Annotated in this window: 13 protein-coding genes; 8 read left to right on the top strand and 5 right to left on the bottom strand. The window is 62.7% G+C overall.

Translation table 11 applies throughout. The features are described 5' to 3' along the window. Positions 1–116 precede the first annotated feature (116 nt). The 7 genes from AC02Y0_RS02235 (at position 117) to AC02Y0_RS02205 (ending at position 7,481) form a co-directional block, all read left to right on the top strand. Positions 117–1,025, top strand: a complete 909-nt coding sequence (locus AC02Y0_RS02235; RefSeq protein WP_102018489.1) for a LysR family transcriptional regulator — start codon at positions 117–119, stop codon at positions 1,023–1,025. Between the two features lie 287 nt (positions 1,026–1,312). Then, the gene (locus AC02Y0_RS02230) at positions 1,313–2,470 is read left to right on the top strand and encodes an ABC transporter substrate-binding protein (protein WP_476382075.1); all 1,158 of its coding nucleotides are present in this window, start codon (positions 1,313–1,315) and stop codon (positions 2,468–2,470) included. A 192-nt stretch (positions 2,471–2,662) separates the two neighbouring features. Continuing rightward, positions 2,663–3,652 (top strand): ABC transporter ATP-binding protein, encoded by a 990-nt coding sequence (locus tag AC02Y0_RS02225; protein WP_476382073.1) that lies wholly within the window; start codon positions 2,663–2,665, stop codon positions 3,650–3,652. Further along, positions 3,649–4,599: an ABC transporter permease gene (locus AC02Y0_RS02220; RefSeq protein ID WP_069043365.1), complete on the top strand. Its 951-nt coding sequence runs from the start codon at positions 3,649–3,651 to the stop codon at positions 4,597–4,599. The genes AC02Y0_RS02225 and AC02Y0_RS02220 overlap by 4 nt, the downstream gene beginning before the upstream one ends. Further along, a complete protein-coding gene (locus tag AC02Y0_RS02215; protein WP_409747632.1) occupies positions 4,589–5,404 on the top strand; it encodes an ABC transporter permease in 816 nt (271 codons plus the stop codon). Before AC02Y0_RS02220 ends, AC02Y0_RS02215 begins: the two co-directional genes overlap by 11 nt. A gap of 66 nt (positions 5,405–5,470) precedes the next feature. Next, positions 5,471–6,895: a gamma-aminobutyraldehyde dehydrogenase gene (locus AC02Y0_RS02210; protein ID WP_476382071.1), complete on the top strand. Its 1,425-nt coding sequence runs from the start codon at positions 5,471–5,473 to the stop codon at positions 6,893–6,895. Between the two features lie 148 nt (positions 6,896–7,043). Further along, positions 7,044–7,481, top strand: coding sequence for an SH3 domain-containing protein (locus tag AC02Y0_RS02205; protein WP_476382069.1), 438 nt, complete (start codon positions 7,044–7,046; stop codon positions 7,479–7,481). Positions 7,482–7,503: 22 nt separating this feature from the next. On the opposite strand, the gene AC02Y0_RS02200 is transcribed toward AC02Y0_RS02205, so the two are convergent. The 3 genes from AC02Y0_RS02200 to tal form a co-directional block, all read right to left on the bottom strand. Further along, positions 7,504–11,166 carry a beta strand repeat-containing protein gene (locus AC02Y0_RS02200; protein ID WP_476382067.1) on the bottom strand — a complete coding sequence of 1,221 codons (3,663 nt, stop codon included), beginning with the start codon at positions 11,164–11,166 and terminating at the stop codon, positions 7,504–7,506. Between the two features lie 452 nt (positions 11,167–11,618). After that, complete coding sequence (locus tag AC02Y0_RS02195; protein WP_476382065.1) at positions 11,619–12,011, bottom strand: GFA family protein; 393 nt, start codon at positions 12,009–12,011, stop codon at positions 11,619–11,621. 106 nt (positions 12,012–12,117) lie between these two features. Continuing rightward, positions 12,118–13,074, bottom strand: coding sequence for a transaldolase (gene tal, locus AC02Y0_RS02190; protein ID WP_476382063.1), 957 nt, complete (start codon positions 13,072–13,074; stop codon positions 12,118–12,120). A gap of 176 nt (positions 13,075–13,250) precedes the next feature. On the opposite strand from tal, the gene AC02Y0_RS02185 reads away from it, so the two are divergent. Then, positions 13,251–14,231: a sugar-binding transcriptional regulator gene (locus tag AC02Y0_RS02185; protein ID WP_476382061.1), complete on the top strand. Its 981-nt coding sequence runs from the start codon at positions 13,251–13,253 to the stop codon at positions 14,229–14,231. A gap of 5 nt (positions 14,232–14,236) precedes the next feature. Here the strand turns inward: AC02Y0_RS02185 and AC02Y0_RS02180 are convergent, their stop codons facing one another. Together AC02Y0_RS02180 and AC02Y0_RS02175 are read right to left on the bottom strand one after the other, a co-directional pair. Beyond that, positions 14,237–14,605 carry a type II toxin-antitoxin system RelE/ParE family toxin gene (locus AC02Y0_RS02180; protein WP_476382059.1) on the bottom strand — a complete coding sequence of 123 codons (369 nt, stop codon included), beginning with the start codon at positions 14,603–14,605 and terminating at the stop codon, positions 14,237–14,239. After that, positions 14,598–14,897 carry a type II toxin-antitoxin system ParD family antitoxin gene (locus tag AC02Y0_RS02175; protein WP_476382057.1) on the bottom strand — a complete coding sequence of 100 codons (300 nt, stop codon included), beginning with the start codon at positions 14,895–14,897 and terminating at the stop codon, positions 14,598–14,600. Before AC02Y0_RS02175 ends, AC02Y0_RS02180 begins: the two co-directional genes overlap by 8 nt. Between the last annotated feature and the right edge of the window lie 6 nt (positions 14,898–14,903).

Genomic DNA, 14,903 nt, shown 5'->3' with positions numbered 1-14,903 from the left:
CACCCTGAGCGGGTCTTGACCAGTGCAGTTTTGCAAACCTGCCCTGCAACCTGACAAGCCCTCGCCCGTCATGACGACCGCCTTGCCTCACGGCGGGCGCCATGCTTGAAAGAGCCATGGCCTTCACCCTCCGTCAGTTGCAGTATTTCGTCGCCGTCGCAGAACAGGGATCGGTCACGCGCGCCGCCCAGAACCTCTCGATTTCCCAGTCCTCCGTCACCGAGGCGATCAAGGAGCTCGAGGGCGATCTCGGCGTCGAACTCTTCGAGCGTCACCCGCGCGGTTTGACCATCACCTATAACGGCCACCAGTTCCTTCGCCACGCGACGAAGATCCTCGCGGATGTCTCGGACGCCCGCAACGTTTTCACCGAAACTCAGAACAGCACCGGCGGCACGCTCAACATCGGTGTCACCTCGCTCGTCGCCGGCTACGTGCTGTCAGATCTGCTGGCCCGCTATCGCCGGGCCTGTCCGGGCGTCGAGGTCTCGGCGATCGAGGACAACGGCTCCTATCTCGAACATCTGCTGATCGGTGGCGAACTGGATGTCGCCGTCATGGTCATATCAAACCTGCGGGACCGAATGGCGCTGCAGGCCGAAATCCTGGAAACCTCGCCCTATCGCCTCTGGCTCCCGATCGGCCATCCGCTGGTCTCGGCGGACATCATCTCGATTGCCGATATCACCAAGGAACCGCTGATCATGCTGACGGTCGACGAAATCGAGGAGAACACCGGCAAGCTCCTCTCGGCGCTGGGCGCCCGCCCCCATGTCGCCTTCCGCACCCGCTCGGTGGAAGCGGTCCGCAGTCTGGTCGCGACAGGCGCCGGCGTGGCGCTCCTGCCCGACCTCGTCTATCGCCCCTGGTCGCTGGAAGGCGACCGCATCGAAAGCCGCGACGTGTCAGGTGCCCTGCCGGTGGTGCAGGTCGGCATGGTCTGGCGCAAGGGATCGAGCCTGCCGCAAGCGGCACGGGATTTTGTCGGGATTGCCGAGGCGAGCCGCAGTGGAAGGGTCAGGTAAAGACCCGCAGCGATTGCCCCTCATCCGGCTGCCGCCACCTTCTCCCCGTGAACGGGGAGAAGGCCACCGGGGCCGGCCGTTTGCCCCCTTCTCCCCGCCTGCGGGGAGAAGGTCCCGGCAGGGGGATGAGGGGCACTTAAGAACAATTACCTCAACCAACCTCCCATCGGAAAAACCGATACCACCATTCTGACGAATGAATTTGCGAATGCGGTTAATTCGCGGCAACTTTCTCGCCGGGAACATATGGCCGCAAAAACGCGGCCTCAAAAACGGGAGACCTCGCGATGAAATCTCTTCTGAAGTCTTGCACTGTCCTTGCCTCTGTATTGAGTATGACCACCGCCGCTGTTGCCCAGGAGCCGTTGCAGGCACTCGGAGCCGGCGAAGGCGCCCTCTCCATCGTCGCCTGGGCCGGCTATATCGAGCGCGGCGAAACCGACAAGAATTTCGACTGGGTCACCGAATTCGAGAAGAAGACCGGCTGCATGGTCTCGGTGAAAACAGCCGCCACCTCAGATGAAATGGTCGCCCTGATGAACGAAGGCGGCTTCGACCTCGTCACCGCTTCGGGCGATGCGTCGCTGCGCCTCGTGGCCGGCAAGCGCGTCCAGCCGATCAACACGGCCCTCATCCCCTCCTGGAGCACCATCGACGAGCGTCTGCAGAACGCTCCCTGGCACACCAAGGACGGCGTTCATTACGGCACGCCCTATGTCTGGGGCCCGAACGTCCTGATGTACAACACCAAGGCGTTCGGCGACAAAGCGCCCGACAGCTGGAATGTCGTCTTCGAAGAAGTGACGCTCGCTGACGGCAAGTCCAACAAGGGTCGCGTCCAGGCTTATGACGGCCCGATCCATGTCGCCGACGCCGCCAACTACCTGATGTTCCACAAGCCGGAACTCGGCATCAAGGACCCCTTCGAACTCAACGAAGATCAGTACAAGGCAGCGCTTGACCTCTTGCGCGGCCAGCGCCAGCTCGTCAGCCGCTACTGGCACGATGCCTTCATCCAGATCGACGACTTCAAGAACGAAGGCGTGGTTGCCTCCGGCTCCTGGCCCTTCCAGGTCAACCTCTTGAAGGCGGACCAGCCCGTCGCCTCGGTCTTCCCGAAGGAAGGCGTCACCGGCTGGGCCGACACGACCATGCTGCATGCCGAGAGCGAGCACCCGAATTGCGCCTATATGTGGATGGAGCATTCGCTCTCGCCCAAGGTCCAGGGTGACGTCTCCGCCTGGTTCGGCACGGTTCCCTCCGTTCCTGCCGCCTGCAAGGGCAATGCGCTCCTGACCGACGCCGGCTGCACCAACAACGGCTTCGACAACTTCGAGAAGATCAAGTTCTGGAAGACCCCGGTCTCCAAGTGCGAAAGCCAGGGCGAATGCGTCCCCTACCACCGCTGGGTTTCCGACTACATCGGCGTGATCGGCGGACGTTGATCACTTCCCCTTCTCCCCAGCGGGGAGAAGGTGGTCCGCAGGACCGGATGAGGGGGAGGCGAAGCCTCTAGCCTCTCGTGGGGCCTCGTGGCCTTCGGCCCCCCTCATCGCCTCGCTATGCTCGGCACTTCTCCCCGCTGGGGAGAAGAGGCCGCCTATCGGCGGCACACCTCACATACCTCTGGAGTCCCCATGTCCGCAGCCGTCTCCTTCTCGAAGGTCTCGCGCCATTTCGGCAGCGTGAAAGCCGTCGATGCCGTCGACCTGACCGTCGAGCCCGGCGAGTTCTTCGCCATGCTCGGCCCTTCAGGCTCCGGCAAGACGACATGCCTGCGCCTGATCGCCGGCTTCGAACAGCCGACGGCTGGCCATATCGAGATCTTCGGTGAAACCGCCGAGGGCGTGCCGCCCTATCGCCGCAACGTCAACACGGTCTTCCAGGACTATGCCCTCTTCCCGCACTTGAACATTCTCGACAATGTCGCCTATGGCCTGATGGTCAAGGGCGTCGCCAAGGCCGAGCGCCACCGCGAAGCCGAGAAGGCCTTGGAGATGGTCAAGCTTCCCGGTTACGGCGCCCGCAAGCCCGGCCAGCTCTCCGGCGGCCAGCGGCAGCGCGTGGCGCTGGCCCGGGCGCTGGTCAACAAGCCGAAGGTGCTGCTGCTCGACGAGCCGCTCGGGGCGCTGGACCTGAAACTGCGCGAACAGATGCAGGAGGAGCTGAAAAGCCTGCAGCGTTCGCTCGGCATCACCTTCGTCTTCGTCACCCACGACCAGGGGGAAGCACTCTCCATGGCCGACCGCGTTGCCGTCTTCAATGACGGCAAGATCGTCCAGGCCGGAACCCCGCACGAGATCTACAACCGCCCCCGCACCCGCTTCGTCGCCGATTTCGTCGGCTCCTCCAACGTGATCGCCCCGGACGCCATGAAAGCGCTGGGCGGTGAAGCCCGCTGGACGAGCCTGCGCCCAGAAGCGATCCGCATCGTCTCGGAAGGCGGCGTCGAGGCGACCGTGCGCTCGACCAGCTTCCTTGGCGCCTCGACCAAGCTCTTCGTCGAGACCGCAGTGACCGCCCTTACCGTCTCGCTGCCCGCTGGCCAGTCCGCGCCTCAAGCCGGCGAAAGCATCCGCATCACATGGTCGGCCTCCGACCCGCATTACATGGAGGAGGCCGCATGACGGCTATCTCCACATCTGCCATCACCCCTGGCCGTCAGGGCCTGATGGGGCGGCTCTCGGATCTGTTCTGGCGGAGGCCCAACCTGCTGCTGGTTCTGATGCTGGTGCCGCCCCTGCTCTGGCTCGGCATCATCTATGTCGGCTCGCTGGTGGCGCTGCTGCTTCAGAGCTTCTTCTCGATCGACGAATTCTCCGGCCTGATCAATTACGAGTTCACGCTCGCGACTTATGGCGAACTGCTCCGTCCGGCCAATTTCGACATCATCCTGCGCACGCTGCTGATGTCGGCCGCCGTCACGCTGGCCTCCGCCGTCATCGCCTTCCCGATCGCCTATTACGCCGCGCGTTACGCCAAGGGCCGCTGGAAGGCCGTCTTCTATCTCGGCATCATGCTGCCGCTCTGGTCGAGCTATCTGGTCAAGGTCTATGCCTGGAAGCTGATCCTCGCCAAGGAAGGCATCCTCACCTGGATCTTCGCTAAGCTGCATCTCACCTGGCTGCTCGATGGCCTCCTTGCAATCCCGGTCATCGGCGGCAATTCGCTGTCGATCAGCTATCTCGGCACCTTCATCGTCTTCGTCTATGTCTGGCTGCCCTTCATGATCCTGCCGACCCAGGCAGCCCTGGAGCGCGTGCCCGGCAACCTGATCGAAGCCTCAGGCGATCTCGGCGCCGATAGCCGCCAGACCTTCCGCCATGTGCTCTTTCCGCTGGCGCTGCCCGGCATCGTCGCGGGCTCGATCTTCACCTTCTCGCTGACCATGGGCGATTACATCATTCCGCAGATCGTCGGCACCTCGCGCCTCTTCATCGGCCAGGCCGTCTATGCGCAGCAGGGTACTGCCGGCAACATCCCGCTTGCCGCCGCCTTCTCGGTCGTGCCGATCGTGATCATGGGCATTTACCTCACCATCGCCAAACGCATGGGGGCCTTCGATGCGCTCTGACCGCTCCCAGTCATCAGGCCTGTCCTTGAAGATCGCCGCCGGTGCCGGCCTTGCCTTCCTGCATCTGCCGATCCTGCTGATCTTCGTCTATGCCTTCACCACGGAGGAAAAGAGCTTCCAGTGGCCGCCACCGGGCTTCACCACCAAGTGGTTTGCCGTCGCCTGGAACCGCCCTGATATCTGGGAAGCGCTCTGGCTCTCGGTCAAGGTCGCGAGCATCGCAACCGTGATTGCGATGGTACTCGGCACGCTGGCGGCTGCCGCCGTCGCCCGCACCAAGTTCTTTGGCCGGGAAGTCATCTCGCTGCTCGTCATCCTGCCGATTGCGCTGCCCGGCATCATCACCGGCATCGCGCTGCGCTCGGCCTTTTCGCTGGCGGATATCCCCTTCTCCTTCTGGACGATCATCCTCGGCCACGCGACCTTCTGCGTCGTCGTGGTCTACAACAACGCCGTCGCCCGCTTCCGCCGCACCTCAGGATCCTTGATCGAGGCCTCGATGGATCTTGGCGCCGATGGTTTCCAGACCTTCCGCCATGTGATCCTGCCGAACATTGCCACAGCGCTTCTGGCCGGCGGCATGCTCGCGTTCGCGCTATCCTTCGACGAAGTCATCGTCACCACGTTTACCGCCGGCCAGCAATCGACACTGCCGATCTGGATGCTGGAAGAACTGATCCGCCCCCGCCAGCGCCCGGTCACCAACGTCGTCGCCATGGTCGTGGTGATCGTGACTTTCCTGCCGATCCTGGCGGCCTATTATCTGACCCGCGATACCGACCAGATCGCGGGCAGCGGCAAATGAACCACCGTCGACGCCTCTTCTTCAGGGGCGTTGTCGCAAATGAAGTCTGATAAAAGGGAGAACGACATGGACACCCAGATGCTGATCGGCGCCAAATTTGAAGCCGGCACAGAGACGGACGAAAAGATCCTGAACCCCAAGACCGGCGAACTCATCGTCGATCTCCCTGAAGCCTCGCTCGCCCAGGTCGAGGCGGCAGTCGACGCTGCCGAAGGCGCCTTCGTCTCCTGGTCGCAGACGACACCCGGCCAGCGCGCGAGCTACCTGCTCGCGATTGCCGACGCGATCGAAAAGGACGCAGCCGCTTTCGCAGCCCTTGAAAGCCTCAACTGCGGCAAGCCGATCAACGCCGTCCTAAATGACGAAATCCCGGCGATCGTCGACTGCTACCGTTTCTTCGCCGGCGCGATCCGCACGCTGCAGGCGCCGGTGTCAGGCGAATACCTCCCGGGCTTTACCTCGATGATCCGCCGCGATGCGGTCGGCGTCATCGGCTCGATTGCGCCTTGGAACTACCCGCTGATGATGATGGCCTGGAAGCTGGCTCCCGCACTTGCCGGCGGCAACACCGTGGTCTTCAAGCCTTCTGAGCAGACGCCGCTGACGGCGCTGAAGCTCGCCAAGGTCATGGCCGACATCCTGCCCGAGGGCGTGGTGAACGTGGTGCTCGGGCGCGGCGAAAGCGTCGGCAACGCGCTGATCAACAACCCGAAAATCCAGATGCTGTCGATCACCGGCGATATCGCCACCGGCAAAAAGATCATGACGGCAGCCGCCAAGACGGTGAAGCGCACCCATCTGGAGCTCGGCGGCAAGGCCCCGGTTATCATCCATGACGATGCCGATATCGACGCCGCCGTCGCTGCCATCCGCACCTTCGGCTACTACAATGCCGGCCAGGACTGCACCGCCGCCTGCCGCATCTATGCGAGCGACAAGATCTACGACCGCTTCGTCGCGGATCTCGCGGCCGCCGTGTCCACGATCAAGTTCAACCAGGCCGACGATGCTGAAAACGAGATTGGCCCGCTGATTTCCAAGCGCCAGCGCGACCGCGTTGAAAGCTTCGTCACGCGCGCTGCCGAACACAAGCACATGGAAGTCGTCGCCGGCGGCAAGCTCGGCTCCGACAAGGGCTTCTTCTACACGCCAACAGTCATTGCCGGCGCGACGCAAGACGACGAAATCGTCCGCCGCGAAGTCTTCGGGCCCGTGGTCTCCGTCACCCGCTTCACCGAAGCCGAGCAGGCTGTCGCCTGGGCCAATGACAGCGACTACGGCCTTGCCTCCTCCGTCTGGACCAAGGACATTTCCCGCGCCATGCAGAGCGCCGCCAAGCTGCGTTACGGCTGCACCTGGATCAACACCCACTTCATGCTCTGCAACGAAATGCCCCATGGCGGCATGAAGCAGTCGGGCTATGGCAAGGACATGTCGATCTACGCGCTGGAAGACTACACGACCGTTCGCCACGTGATGATCGCGCATTAATTTCAGCAGGGGCCTGCGGGCGATAAGGGGAAGGGGTCACCTCGGTGGCCCCTTCCCTTTTGGCTGTTGGCATTTACCCTGACGCAGCAAAGCGGTGGCGGCATCCCGCAGCCGCCGGTATGATGCGAAGCACTTCAGGGAGCCTCGCATGCACCACCGCGCCACCATGATCATCCTGACCGCTCTCGCCTGCATCGCAGGTACGAGCCTTGCGGCGCATGCTCAAGAGCCGAAGGTCATCCCCGCCCCTGACATCGATGACAGCAATCTGATGGACACCTATCTCTGGCATGTCCGCGGCCTGCCGCCTGGCAAGCGCCTCGCGGTCCACTCCGGCGCAGGCCCGAATTTCCGCGTCATCTACGCACTCGATGAGGGGCAACCGATCGAGCGCCTCTCCTGCCAGGATAGCCGTGGCGGCTATTGGTGCCGCATCGCGACTGTGGATCGCCCCCGCATCTCAGGCTGGGTAGACGGACGCTTCCTGCTAGAGGAGACAGGCTTTGCACCGCCGGATGACGTGCGCAATCCCTCATTCGAGCCGGAGATAATCATCGATCCTTTCCCAAGGCCCAGAAGGCCCTGAGGGCAATGCGTGGTCTGGCGGATCAGATATCCTGATAGGCTGCGATAACCGCCGCGAGCTGAACGTCGTTCATGGCCTGAACCTGCGGGGTCGTCAGCGCGAAGAGCTGCGCAGAGCTTAGATCATCAATATCCTGGGTCGTCAGACCCGCAATCGCGGACGTGGCAATGGCGGCGATGTCTTCAGTGGCGAAGAGCTGCAGGTCACCATCCTCCAAGGCACGGATCGCGGCCGACCCGAGAGCGCCGACCTGCGCTGCGGTCAGAGCCTCGATCTGCCCAGTGGTCATGGCAACCACTTGCTCGGTGGATAGCGACCCGATGACCCGCGAACTGAGCGCTGCGACCTGAGCAGTGTTGAGAGCGACAATGCTGCTGGTCGACAGGCTGCGGATCTGTGTCGAGGTCAGAGCAGAGAACTGGCTGCTCGTCAGGCCGGCGACCTGAGCCGACGTCAACGCACGGACCTGGGCCGTCGTCAGCGCACTCATCTGCGACGTGGTCAGTCCGGCGAGCTGAGCACTGCCAAGGGCGGCGATATTGGCCGTCGACAAGCCGACGATCGCCCGCGAACTGATGGCAGCGATATCGCTCGATTCCAGCGCACCCAGGTCTTCGGTCGTGAGACCGGCAACCGCAGCACTCGAGAGCAGGGCGAGCAGGGCAGTCGTCAGAGAGCCGATCTGCTCGGAAGACAGCGCGGCGATCTGAGCTGAGGCGAGGCCGGCAAAGGCGCGGGTGTTGATTGCGGTAATCTGGCTGGTGGACAGCGAGGCAAACGTATCGGACGTCAGCGCCCGCAACTGCGCGCTGGTCAAGGCACCGATCGCGGCCGATGTCAGGCCGTCGAATTGCGTGCTGTTAAGGGCAGCGATCTGCGCCGTGGTCAGCGCGGAGGCCTGTCCGGACGTAAGCCCGGCCAACTGGGTGGTATCGAGAGTGGCGAAGGCGGTTGGGGCAATGGAAGCAATCGTTCGGCTACTCAAAACGGCAAGTTCCGACGAGGTCAGCGTATCGAGCAGGGTCGAGGCGAGCGGCGCACTTCCAAGCGCTGCAAGTTGCGACGTCGAAAGAGCAGCAAATTCAGCGCTTCCGACCGCAGACCACAGAGTGCTGCCAAGATCAGCAAGCGCACGCGTGTTCAAGGATTGCATCTGTTCGCTCGACAGAGAGGCGAACTGCTCTGGTGTGAGCGACCGAACCTGGGCGCTGGTGAGCCCGGCGACGGCGGCTGTGGACAGCGCATCGATCTGAGTGCTGCTCAGAACGTCGATTTGCCCTGATGTCAGTGCTGCGACCTGAGCGGCAGTCAGGCTCGAAATCTGGTCGGATGTCAGCGCCGCAATGCCGCTGCTTGAAAGCGCGGCAATGACACGAGACGGCAGAGTGGCGATCTCGGAAGATGTCAGAGTACCGATGGCACCGGTGGTCAGGGCACGAATAGCCGAGGAACTCAGCGCAGCCAGTTGCGTGCTGGTCAGCGCATCGAAGGTCGCCGTGTTCAGGGCAGAAATCTGTTGGGACGTCAGAGCCGCGATGCCACGCGTGCTGATCGCCCTGATCTGAGCCGTGTCCAGCAATGCAAGTGCTGCGCTAGACAGCGCCGCGATCTGGCTCGACGACAGCGTCGCGATCTGGCTCGTGGTCAGGGCATTCAGCTGAGTGCTCTGCAGCGAGCCAATCACGGCGGTCGAGAGAGCTGCGATCTGGGCGGAGGTAAAGGCGACCAGCTGGCTGGAGGTCAAGCTGGAGAACGCACCGCTCGTCAGGCCGGCCAGCGACCGGGACTGCAGCGCGGCAATGTCGGCGGAATCGAAGGTGGAGAGATCATCAGACCCGAGTGCCGCAACCGAAGTCGACGACAGGGCAGCAATCTGGGCGCTCGACAGGCTGGCGATCTGCGCCGAGGTCATGGCCGCAACCTGCCCTGAGGCGAGAGCCGCCACGGCCCGCGTGTTCATCGCGCCAATCAGCGTCGTCGACAGGGTGCCGATGACGGACGTGGAGATGCCACGGATGGCAGCGGAGGTCAGTGCGGCAAACTCGTTCGTGGAGAATGTCTCCAGGTCGCTGGCCGAGAGTGCTGCGACGTCGCTCGACGAGAGCGCGGCGATCTGGGCCGATGTCAGCGCTGCGATCTGGTCACTGGTCATCGCATCGAGTTGGGCGCTGGTGAGCGCGCCGATGGCACGGCTGTTCAGTGCGGCGATCTGCTCGGTGGAAAGCGTCGTGATGTTGACGTTTCCGAGAGCCACAATCTGAGCGGAACCGAGCGCCACAATCTGGGCGGTGCTCAAACCGTCGATCTGACTGCTGTTGAGTGCCGCCACCTGGGCTGTCGTCAGGCTCGCAATCTGGCCGCTGGAGAGCGCCGTCAGCTGAGCCGAGAGCAGGCTGGCGATCTGGACTGTCGTCAGCGCCTGCAGTGCACGGGAATTCAGGGCCGCAAGCTCGGTGGACGTGAAGTTCGCAAGATCGTCGGTCCCGAGCCCGGCCACGCCCGACGAGGACAGGGCGGCAAGCTGCGCGGTCGAGAGGGCCGCGACCTGCGCACTATCGAGCGCGGCGATCTTGGCCGACCCGAGCATCGCGATCACGCGGGTAGTGAGACCGCTGATCTGCAGGGTGCTAAGCGAGAGCAGCGTGCCGGAGTTGAGCGCGTTGACTTGAGCGCTCGTCAGACCAGCAAGCTGGGCTGGCGCCAGGCCGTCGACCTGATCCGATGTCAGGGAGGCGATCTGCGCCGTGGTCAATGCCGCGATCTTGGCCGAAGTCAGGCTGGTCAGCTGTGCGGAACTAAGCGAGGCAAAGACGTCGACGGAAATGCCGGCCAGGGCCCGCGTCGAAATGGCGGCCACATCCTCTGCGGACAGCACATCGATATCATCGGAACCGAGGCCCTTGATCGCCGCGGAGCTGAGCGCCGCAAGCTGGCCGGTCGTCATGACATCGATCTGCTCGGTCGAGAGTGCCGCCAGCTGTGTCGAAGACAGGGCAGCCACCGTACCGCTCCGCAGGGCTGCAATCTGATCAGTCCCGAAGGAGGCAAATTTGTCGGTGGTGAGAACCGTGATCTGGCGCGAGGTCAGGCCTGAGACCTGCAGCGCGGAGAGACCATCGATCTGGCTGCTGGTGAGGCCAGCGATGACGGCGGTGGACAGCGAGGCAATCTGGGCCGTGGTGAGACCGGCGAGCTGACTGCTGGTCAGTGCGGCAAAATTGGTGGCGGACAGACCGGAAAGCGCCCGTGTAGACAGGGCGGAGAGCTCGGCTGCGGTCAGCGTCGCGATATCGTCCGTCCCGAGCCCGGCAAGCGCCACACTGGTGAGCGCGCTCAGCTGGGACGTCGTCAGGGCATTGAACTGGTCGGCAGACAGCGCTGCGATCTGGGCGGAAGAAAGGGCACCGAGCTGACCGCTCTGCAGCCCAATCATCTTGGCACTATCGATGACGGCGAGTTGATCCATGGTCAATCCACGCACCGCAGCTGCCGAAACGGCGCGCAACTGGCTGGATGACAGACTGTCGAAATCATCCGTCTGGAAGGCCGAGATCTGCTTCGACGACATTGCGCCAATCTGAGCGGAGCTCAGCGCATTGACGTCTTCGCTGGAGAAAGCCGCGATCGTCGATGTCGCCAGCGTCCTGATCTGAGTGATGCTCATCGAAGGAATGATCGTAGCCATCAACGCCCGCCCTAAAGAAATGTGGATCAAATACGCATTGCGACCCCACACCAGGCGCGCGTCTCCCCCGGGTTGACGCGCTAGCCCGGCGGCTCCTGCAAGGCGCGCGTTGAACAACGGGCGACATCTGGCAGTGCGGCTGCGGACGCAATCTTCAGTGGAAACATGGCTCTTAAGAGCCTGGCGTTGGATCGGGCATCATGCAGCAGAGTTGGTGTCTGCTTCCCCCGCCGTGACAATGACAAAAGGCGGAAAATCCCGCTCCTCACCTGCGCGAATCCCATGCGGATTCGGAGGCTCGTCATTTATGCGATATGACGCAGAAATTAACCCTTCGTCAATCATTAAGGCAGCACTTCCTGCAGCCCTGAGTCGGGTCAGAACGACATTGCCCGCGATTGATGCGATGGCGCCACACGGGTAAGCCGTAGAATCCGGCCGACCCCGCCGCTTCACTCCGCCTCACGCCCCTCACCTGGCCGATCCCGCTCGTGGCGCTCCCCCACCGGAAACTCCGGCAGCCAGCCCTCCCGCCGGATCGTCCAGAGTTCATAGCTCGGCTGAAGCACATTGATATCGTCGAGAGAGCCCAGATGAAGCTCGACCTCGCCGCCGCTCCGATTGAAGACCCGGGAACCGCAGGTCGGGCAGAAATAGCGGCCCTCATACATCTGCGCTTCGCCGGTGATTCTCACCTGCGTGTCCGGATAGATGGCCGCGGCATAGAAGAGCGCTCCGTGATATTTGCGGCAATCGAGGCAATGGCAGATGCCGACACGGTCCGGCTCACCCTCAGCCTCGAACCGCACCTTGCCGCAGGCGCAACCGCCCTTCATGATGGCCATGTCCGCTCTCCCTTCAACAACACCAGCACTCTGGCACAAATGAAAAATGGCCGCAGCTTTCGCCGCGGCCATCCTCGAACTCGATATTGGAGAATTGGTTGCCCGATCAGGCAGCCAGTGCCTTGGCGATCTGGCCGCGCAGCGTATCCATATCCTTTGCAAACCCGCGAATGCCTTCAGCGAGCTTCTCGGTCGCCATCGCATCCTGGTTCATCGCCCAGCGGAAAGCCTTCTCGTCGAGCGAGACATGCGGCTCGGCCTTGACCGTTTCTGGCGACAGCGCGCGGGCAAGCGTGCCCTGGTCCGCATTCAGCTCGTCGAGCAGCTGCGGGCTGATCGTCAGGCGGTCGCAACCGGCGAGCGCTTCGATTTCGCCTGCATTGCGGAAGGAGGCGCCCATGACGATCGTGTTGATACCGTTCGCCTTGTAATAGTTGTAGATCGAGCGGACAGAGACCACACCCGGATCGGTTTCGGACGTGTAGTCCTCACCGGTCGACTTCTTGTACCAGTCCAGGATGCGGCCGACGAAAGGCGAGATGAGAAAGACCTTGGCTTCGGCGCAGGCAATCGCCTGCGCCTTGGAGAAGAGCAGCGTCAGATTGCAGTCGATGCCTTCCTTCTGCAGCACTTCGGCAGCGCGAATACCTTCCCAGGTCGAGGCGAGCTTGATCAGGATGCGATCCTTCTCGATGCCGCGCTCCTTGTAGCCAGCAATGATCTGATGCGCCTTGTCAATCGAGGCCTTGGTGTCGAAGGAGAGGTCGGCATCGACTTCGGTCGACACGCGGCCCGGGACGAGTTCAGCCAAGGCAGCACCGACGGAGATCGCCATGCGATCGGCAATCGCGCCGATCACGGCATCATCCTGACCGCCCTTGGCCTTGCCCCAGGTGATCGCTTCCTGGAAGGCATCCTTGAACGCATCGGTGCCGAGCGCCTTCAGAACGATCGAGGGATTGGTGGTGCAATCGACCGGCTTCAGGCGGCGGACGGCCTCGATGTCACCGGTATCGGCGACGACGGTCGTCATGGAACGAAGCTGTTCGAGTTTCGAGGTCATCAGATCATCCTTCGGCTGCGCGAAAAGGGTTGGCGACCGGCATGTGCACGCCGGTCTCATTGCCCGGACTATCACCGTCAGAAGACGGCAAAGTCAAGACATATGTCCTTTGAATTTGACATAAGTATCACAAGAACGGATAGTGCCCGCTGGAAGTTCCCCATTCGAGAGAGATCTTGACCAAGCTCCGACGCGAGACCCACAGCACCCTTTCGGACGCAGCCGCGCTGCGCATCCGCGCCGCCTGGCTCTATTACAACGAGGGCCTGACGCAGAAGGATGTGGCCGACCGTCTTGGCATCAGCCGCTCGACGGTCATCCGCATGCTGGAGGAGGCGCGCAAACGCTCCGAAGTCCAGATCTGGATCAGCGATGGCGTCGCCGACTGCGTTGATCTCGCCGTGCGGCTGGAGAAGGCCTATGGTCTCGACGAGGCCGTTGTCGTCCCCTCGCCGGACAGCCAGGATGCCGCCTCGATCGCCAAAGCCGTAGGTCTCGCCCTCGGCCAGTTCCTGACCGAAGCCATCACCAATGACATGACGATCGGCGTCGGCTGGGGCCGGACCATGACCGCATCGCTTGCCGGTTTCCGCTCGCCCGGCCGGGAAAACTGCAAGGTGGTCTCGCTGCTCGGCGGGATCGTGGCCGTCCGCCAGACCAACCCGATCGACTACACCTGGCGGCTGGCAAGCCAGCTCGGCGCCGAATGCTACATGTTCCTCGCACCGCTTCTCGTCGATTCCGTCACGACAAAACGTGCGCTGATCGAGGAATGCGGGCTGAAAGCGATCTACGACCTCGCCGAAAACCTCGACCTCGCCATCGTCTCCTGCGGCGACATCGGCCCGCATTCCACCTCGCTTTCGGAAGGCTTCATCAGCCACCAGACCTTGACCGAACTCGTCGAAGCCGGCTGCGTCTGCGACACCATGTTCAACTTCCTCGATGCTGACGGAAACTCCGTCGCCCATCCGATCAACGAGCGGGTGATGTCGGTTGATTTGGATACGCTGAAGAAGGCCAAACACATCGTGTTGTCGTCAGGCGGCGCGCATCGCGCCAAGGCGATCCGCGCCACGATCCGGCGGATTGGGTGTAATACACTGATCACAGATGAGGCGGCGGCGCGGGAGTTGCTGGCGCTGGCGACTGCGTAAGTCGTCTACTCGTCGCCGAAGCTGCGTGGCAGGTGTCGTTCCACCTCCATCGCATCATGCAGGATGCGCCCAACACCGATCAATTCTGCCATGACATGTCGATAGAGTATGAAGTGTCGCGGCCGGCGAACAATACCGGTTGGATGGCGCGCCCGATCGCGGCTGTGGCGTAGATGGTAGCTGTGAATCCCAGGCCCAAGCTCAGGCCGTGACACGACGCCATTTCGCCAGTTCGAGACGGCGAGATCCGAGAGAGCAGTGACGATCAGAAACTCATAGCGGAGCAGAGCGTCGCCGCCAAAGTCAGCATAGGTTCGGGTTAGGATATCGAGGATGTCGGCATCGGCTTCGGTCGAAAGCCGAACCTCAACCATCGTCCCTCACCCGCTTGTCCGCCTGTCGGATAGCGTCGCGACCGATCCTCGCGACATGGTCCGCCAGCTTTTCGACCGGCACGTCGGTGAAACGCCCCTGGTCCAGATCGGCGAAGCCTCGGTCGGCGGCTTGTCGCAAAGCCTCAACTTTGGCCGCTTCATCGGCAGCCTTCTCCTCGACAAGCCGAAGTCCTTCGCGGAGCACATCATCAGCATGATCGAAGCGACCGGACTCGACCAGACTGTCGATCCGGCGGCTGATGTCTTCAGGAAGTTGAACCGTGTTGCGCATGGCTTA

This window comes from Allorhizobium sp. nf9_anc, assembly GCF_056323085.1.
This window is presented reverse-complemented; position numbering and strand designations above follow the sequence as displayed.

Excerpts from the sequence above, each read along its gene's own strand:
- AC02Y0_RS02200 (WP_476382067.1), bottom strand. The coding sequence starts at position 11,166 with ATGGCTACGATCATTCCTTCGATGAGCATCACTCAGATCAGGACGCTG.
- AC02Y0_RS02220 (WP_069043365.1), top strand. The coding sequence starts at position 3,649 with ATGACGGCTATCTCCACATCTGCCATCACCCCTGGCCGTCAGGGCCTG.
- AC02Y0_RS02235 (WP_102018489.1), top strand. The coding sequence starts at position 117 with ATGGCCTTCACCCTCCGTCAGTTGCAGTATTTCGTCGCCGTCGCAGAA.
- AC02Y0_RS02205 (WP_476382069.1), top strand. The coding sequence starts at position 7,044 with ATGCACCACCGCGCCACCATGATCATCCTGACCGCTCTCGCCTGCATC.
- AC02Y0_RS02215 (WP_409747632.1), top strand. The coding sequence starts at position 4,589 with ATGCGCTCTGACCGCTCCCAGTCATCAGGCCTGTCCTTGAAGATCGCC.
- AC02Y0_RS02230 (WP_476382075.1), top strand. The coding sequence starts at position 1,313 with ATGAAATCTCTTCTGAAGTCTTGCACTGTCCTTGCCTCTGTATTGAGT.
- AC02Y0_RS02210 (WP_476382071.1), top strand. The coding sequence starts at position 5,471 with ATGGACACCCAGATGCTGATCGGCGCCAAATTTGAAGCCGGCACAGAG.
- AC02Y0_RS02180 (WP_476382059.1), bottom strand. The coding sequence starts at position 14,605 with ATGGTTGAGGTTCGGCTTTCGACCGAAGCCGATGCCGACATCCTCGAT.
- tal (WP_476382063.1), bottom strand. The coding sequence starts at position 13,074 with ATGACCTCGAAACTCGAACAGCTTCGTTCCATGACGACCGTCGTCGCC.
- AC02Y0_RS02225 (WP_476382073.1), top strand. The coding sequence starts at position 2,663 with ATGTCCGCAGCCGTCTCCTTCTCGAAGGTCTCGCGCCATTTCGGCAGC.
- AC02Y0_RS02195 (WP_476382065.1), bottom strand. The coding sequence starts at position 12,011 with ATGGCCATCATGAAGGGCGGTTGCGCCTGCGGCAAGGTGCGGTTCGAG.
- AC02Y0_RS02175 (WP_476382057.1), bottom strand. The coding sequence starts at position 14,897 with ATGCGCAACACGGTTCAACTTCCTGAAGACATCAGCCGCCGGATCGAC.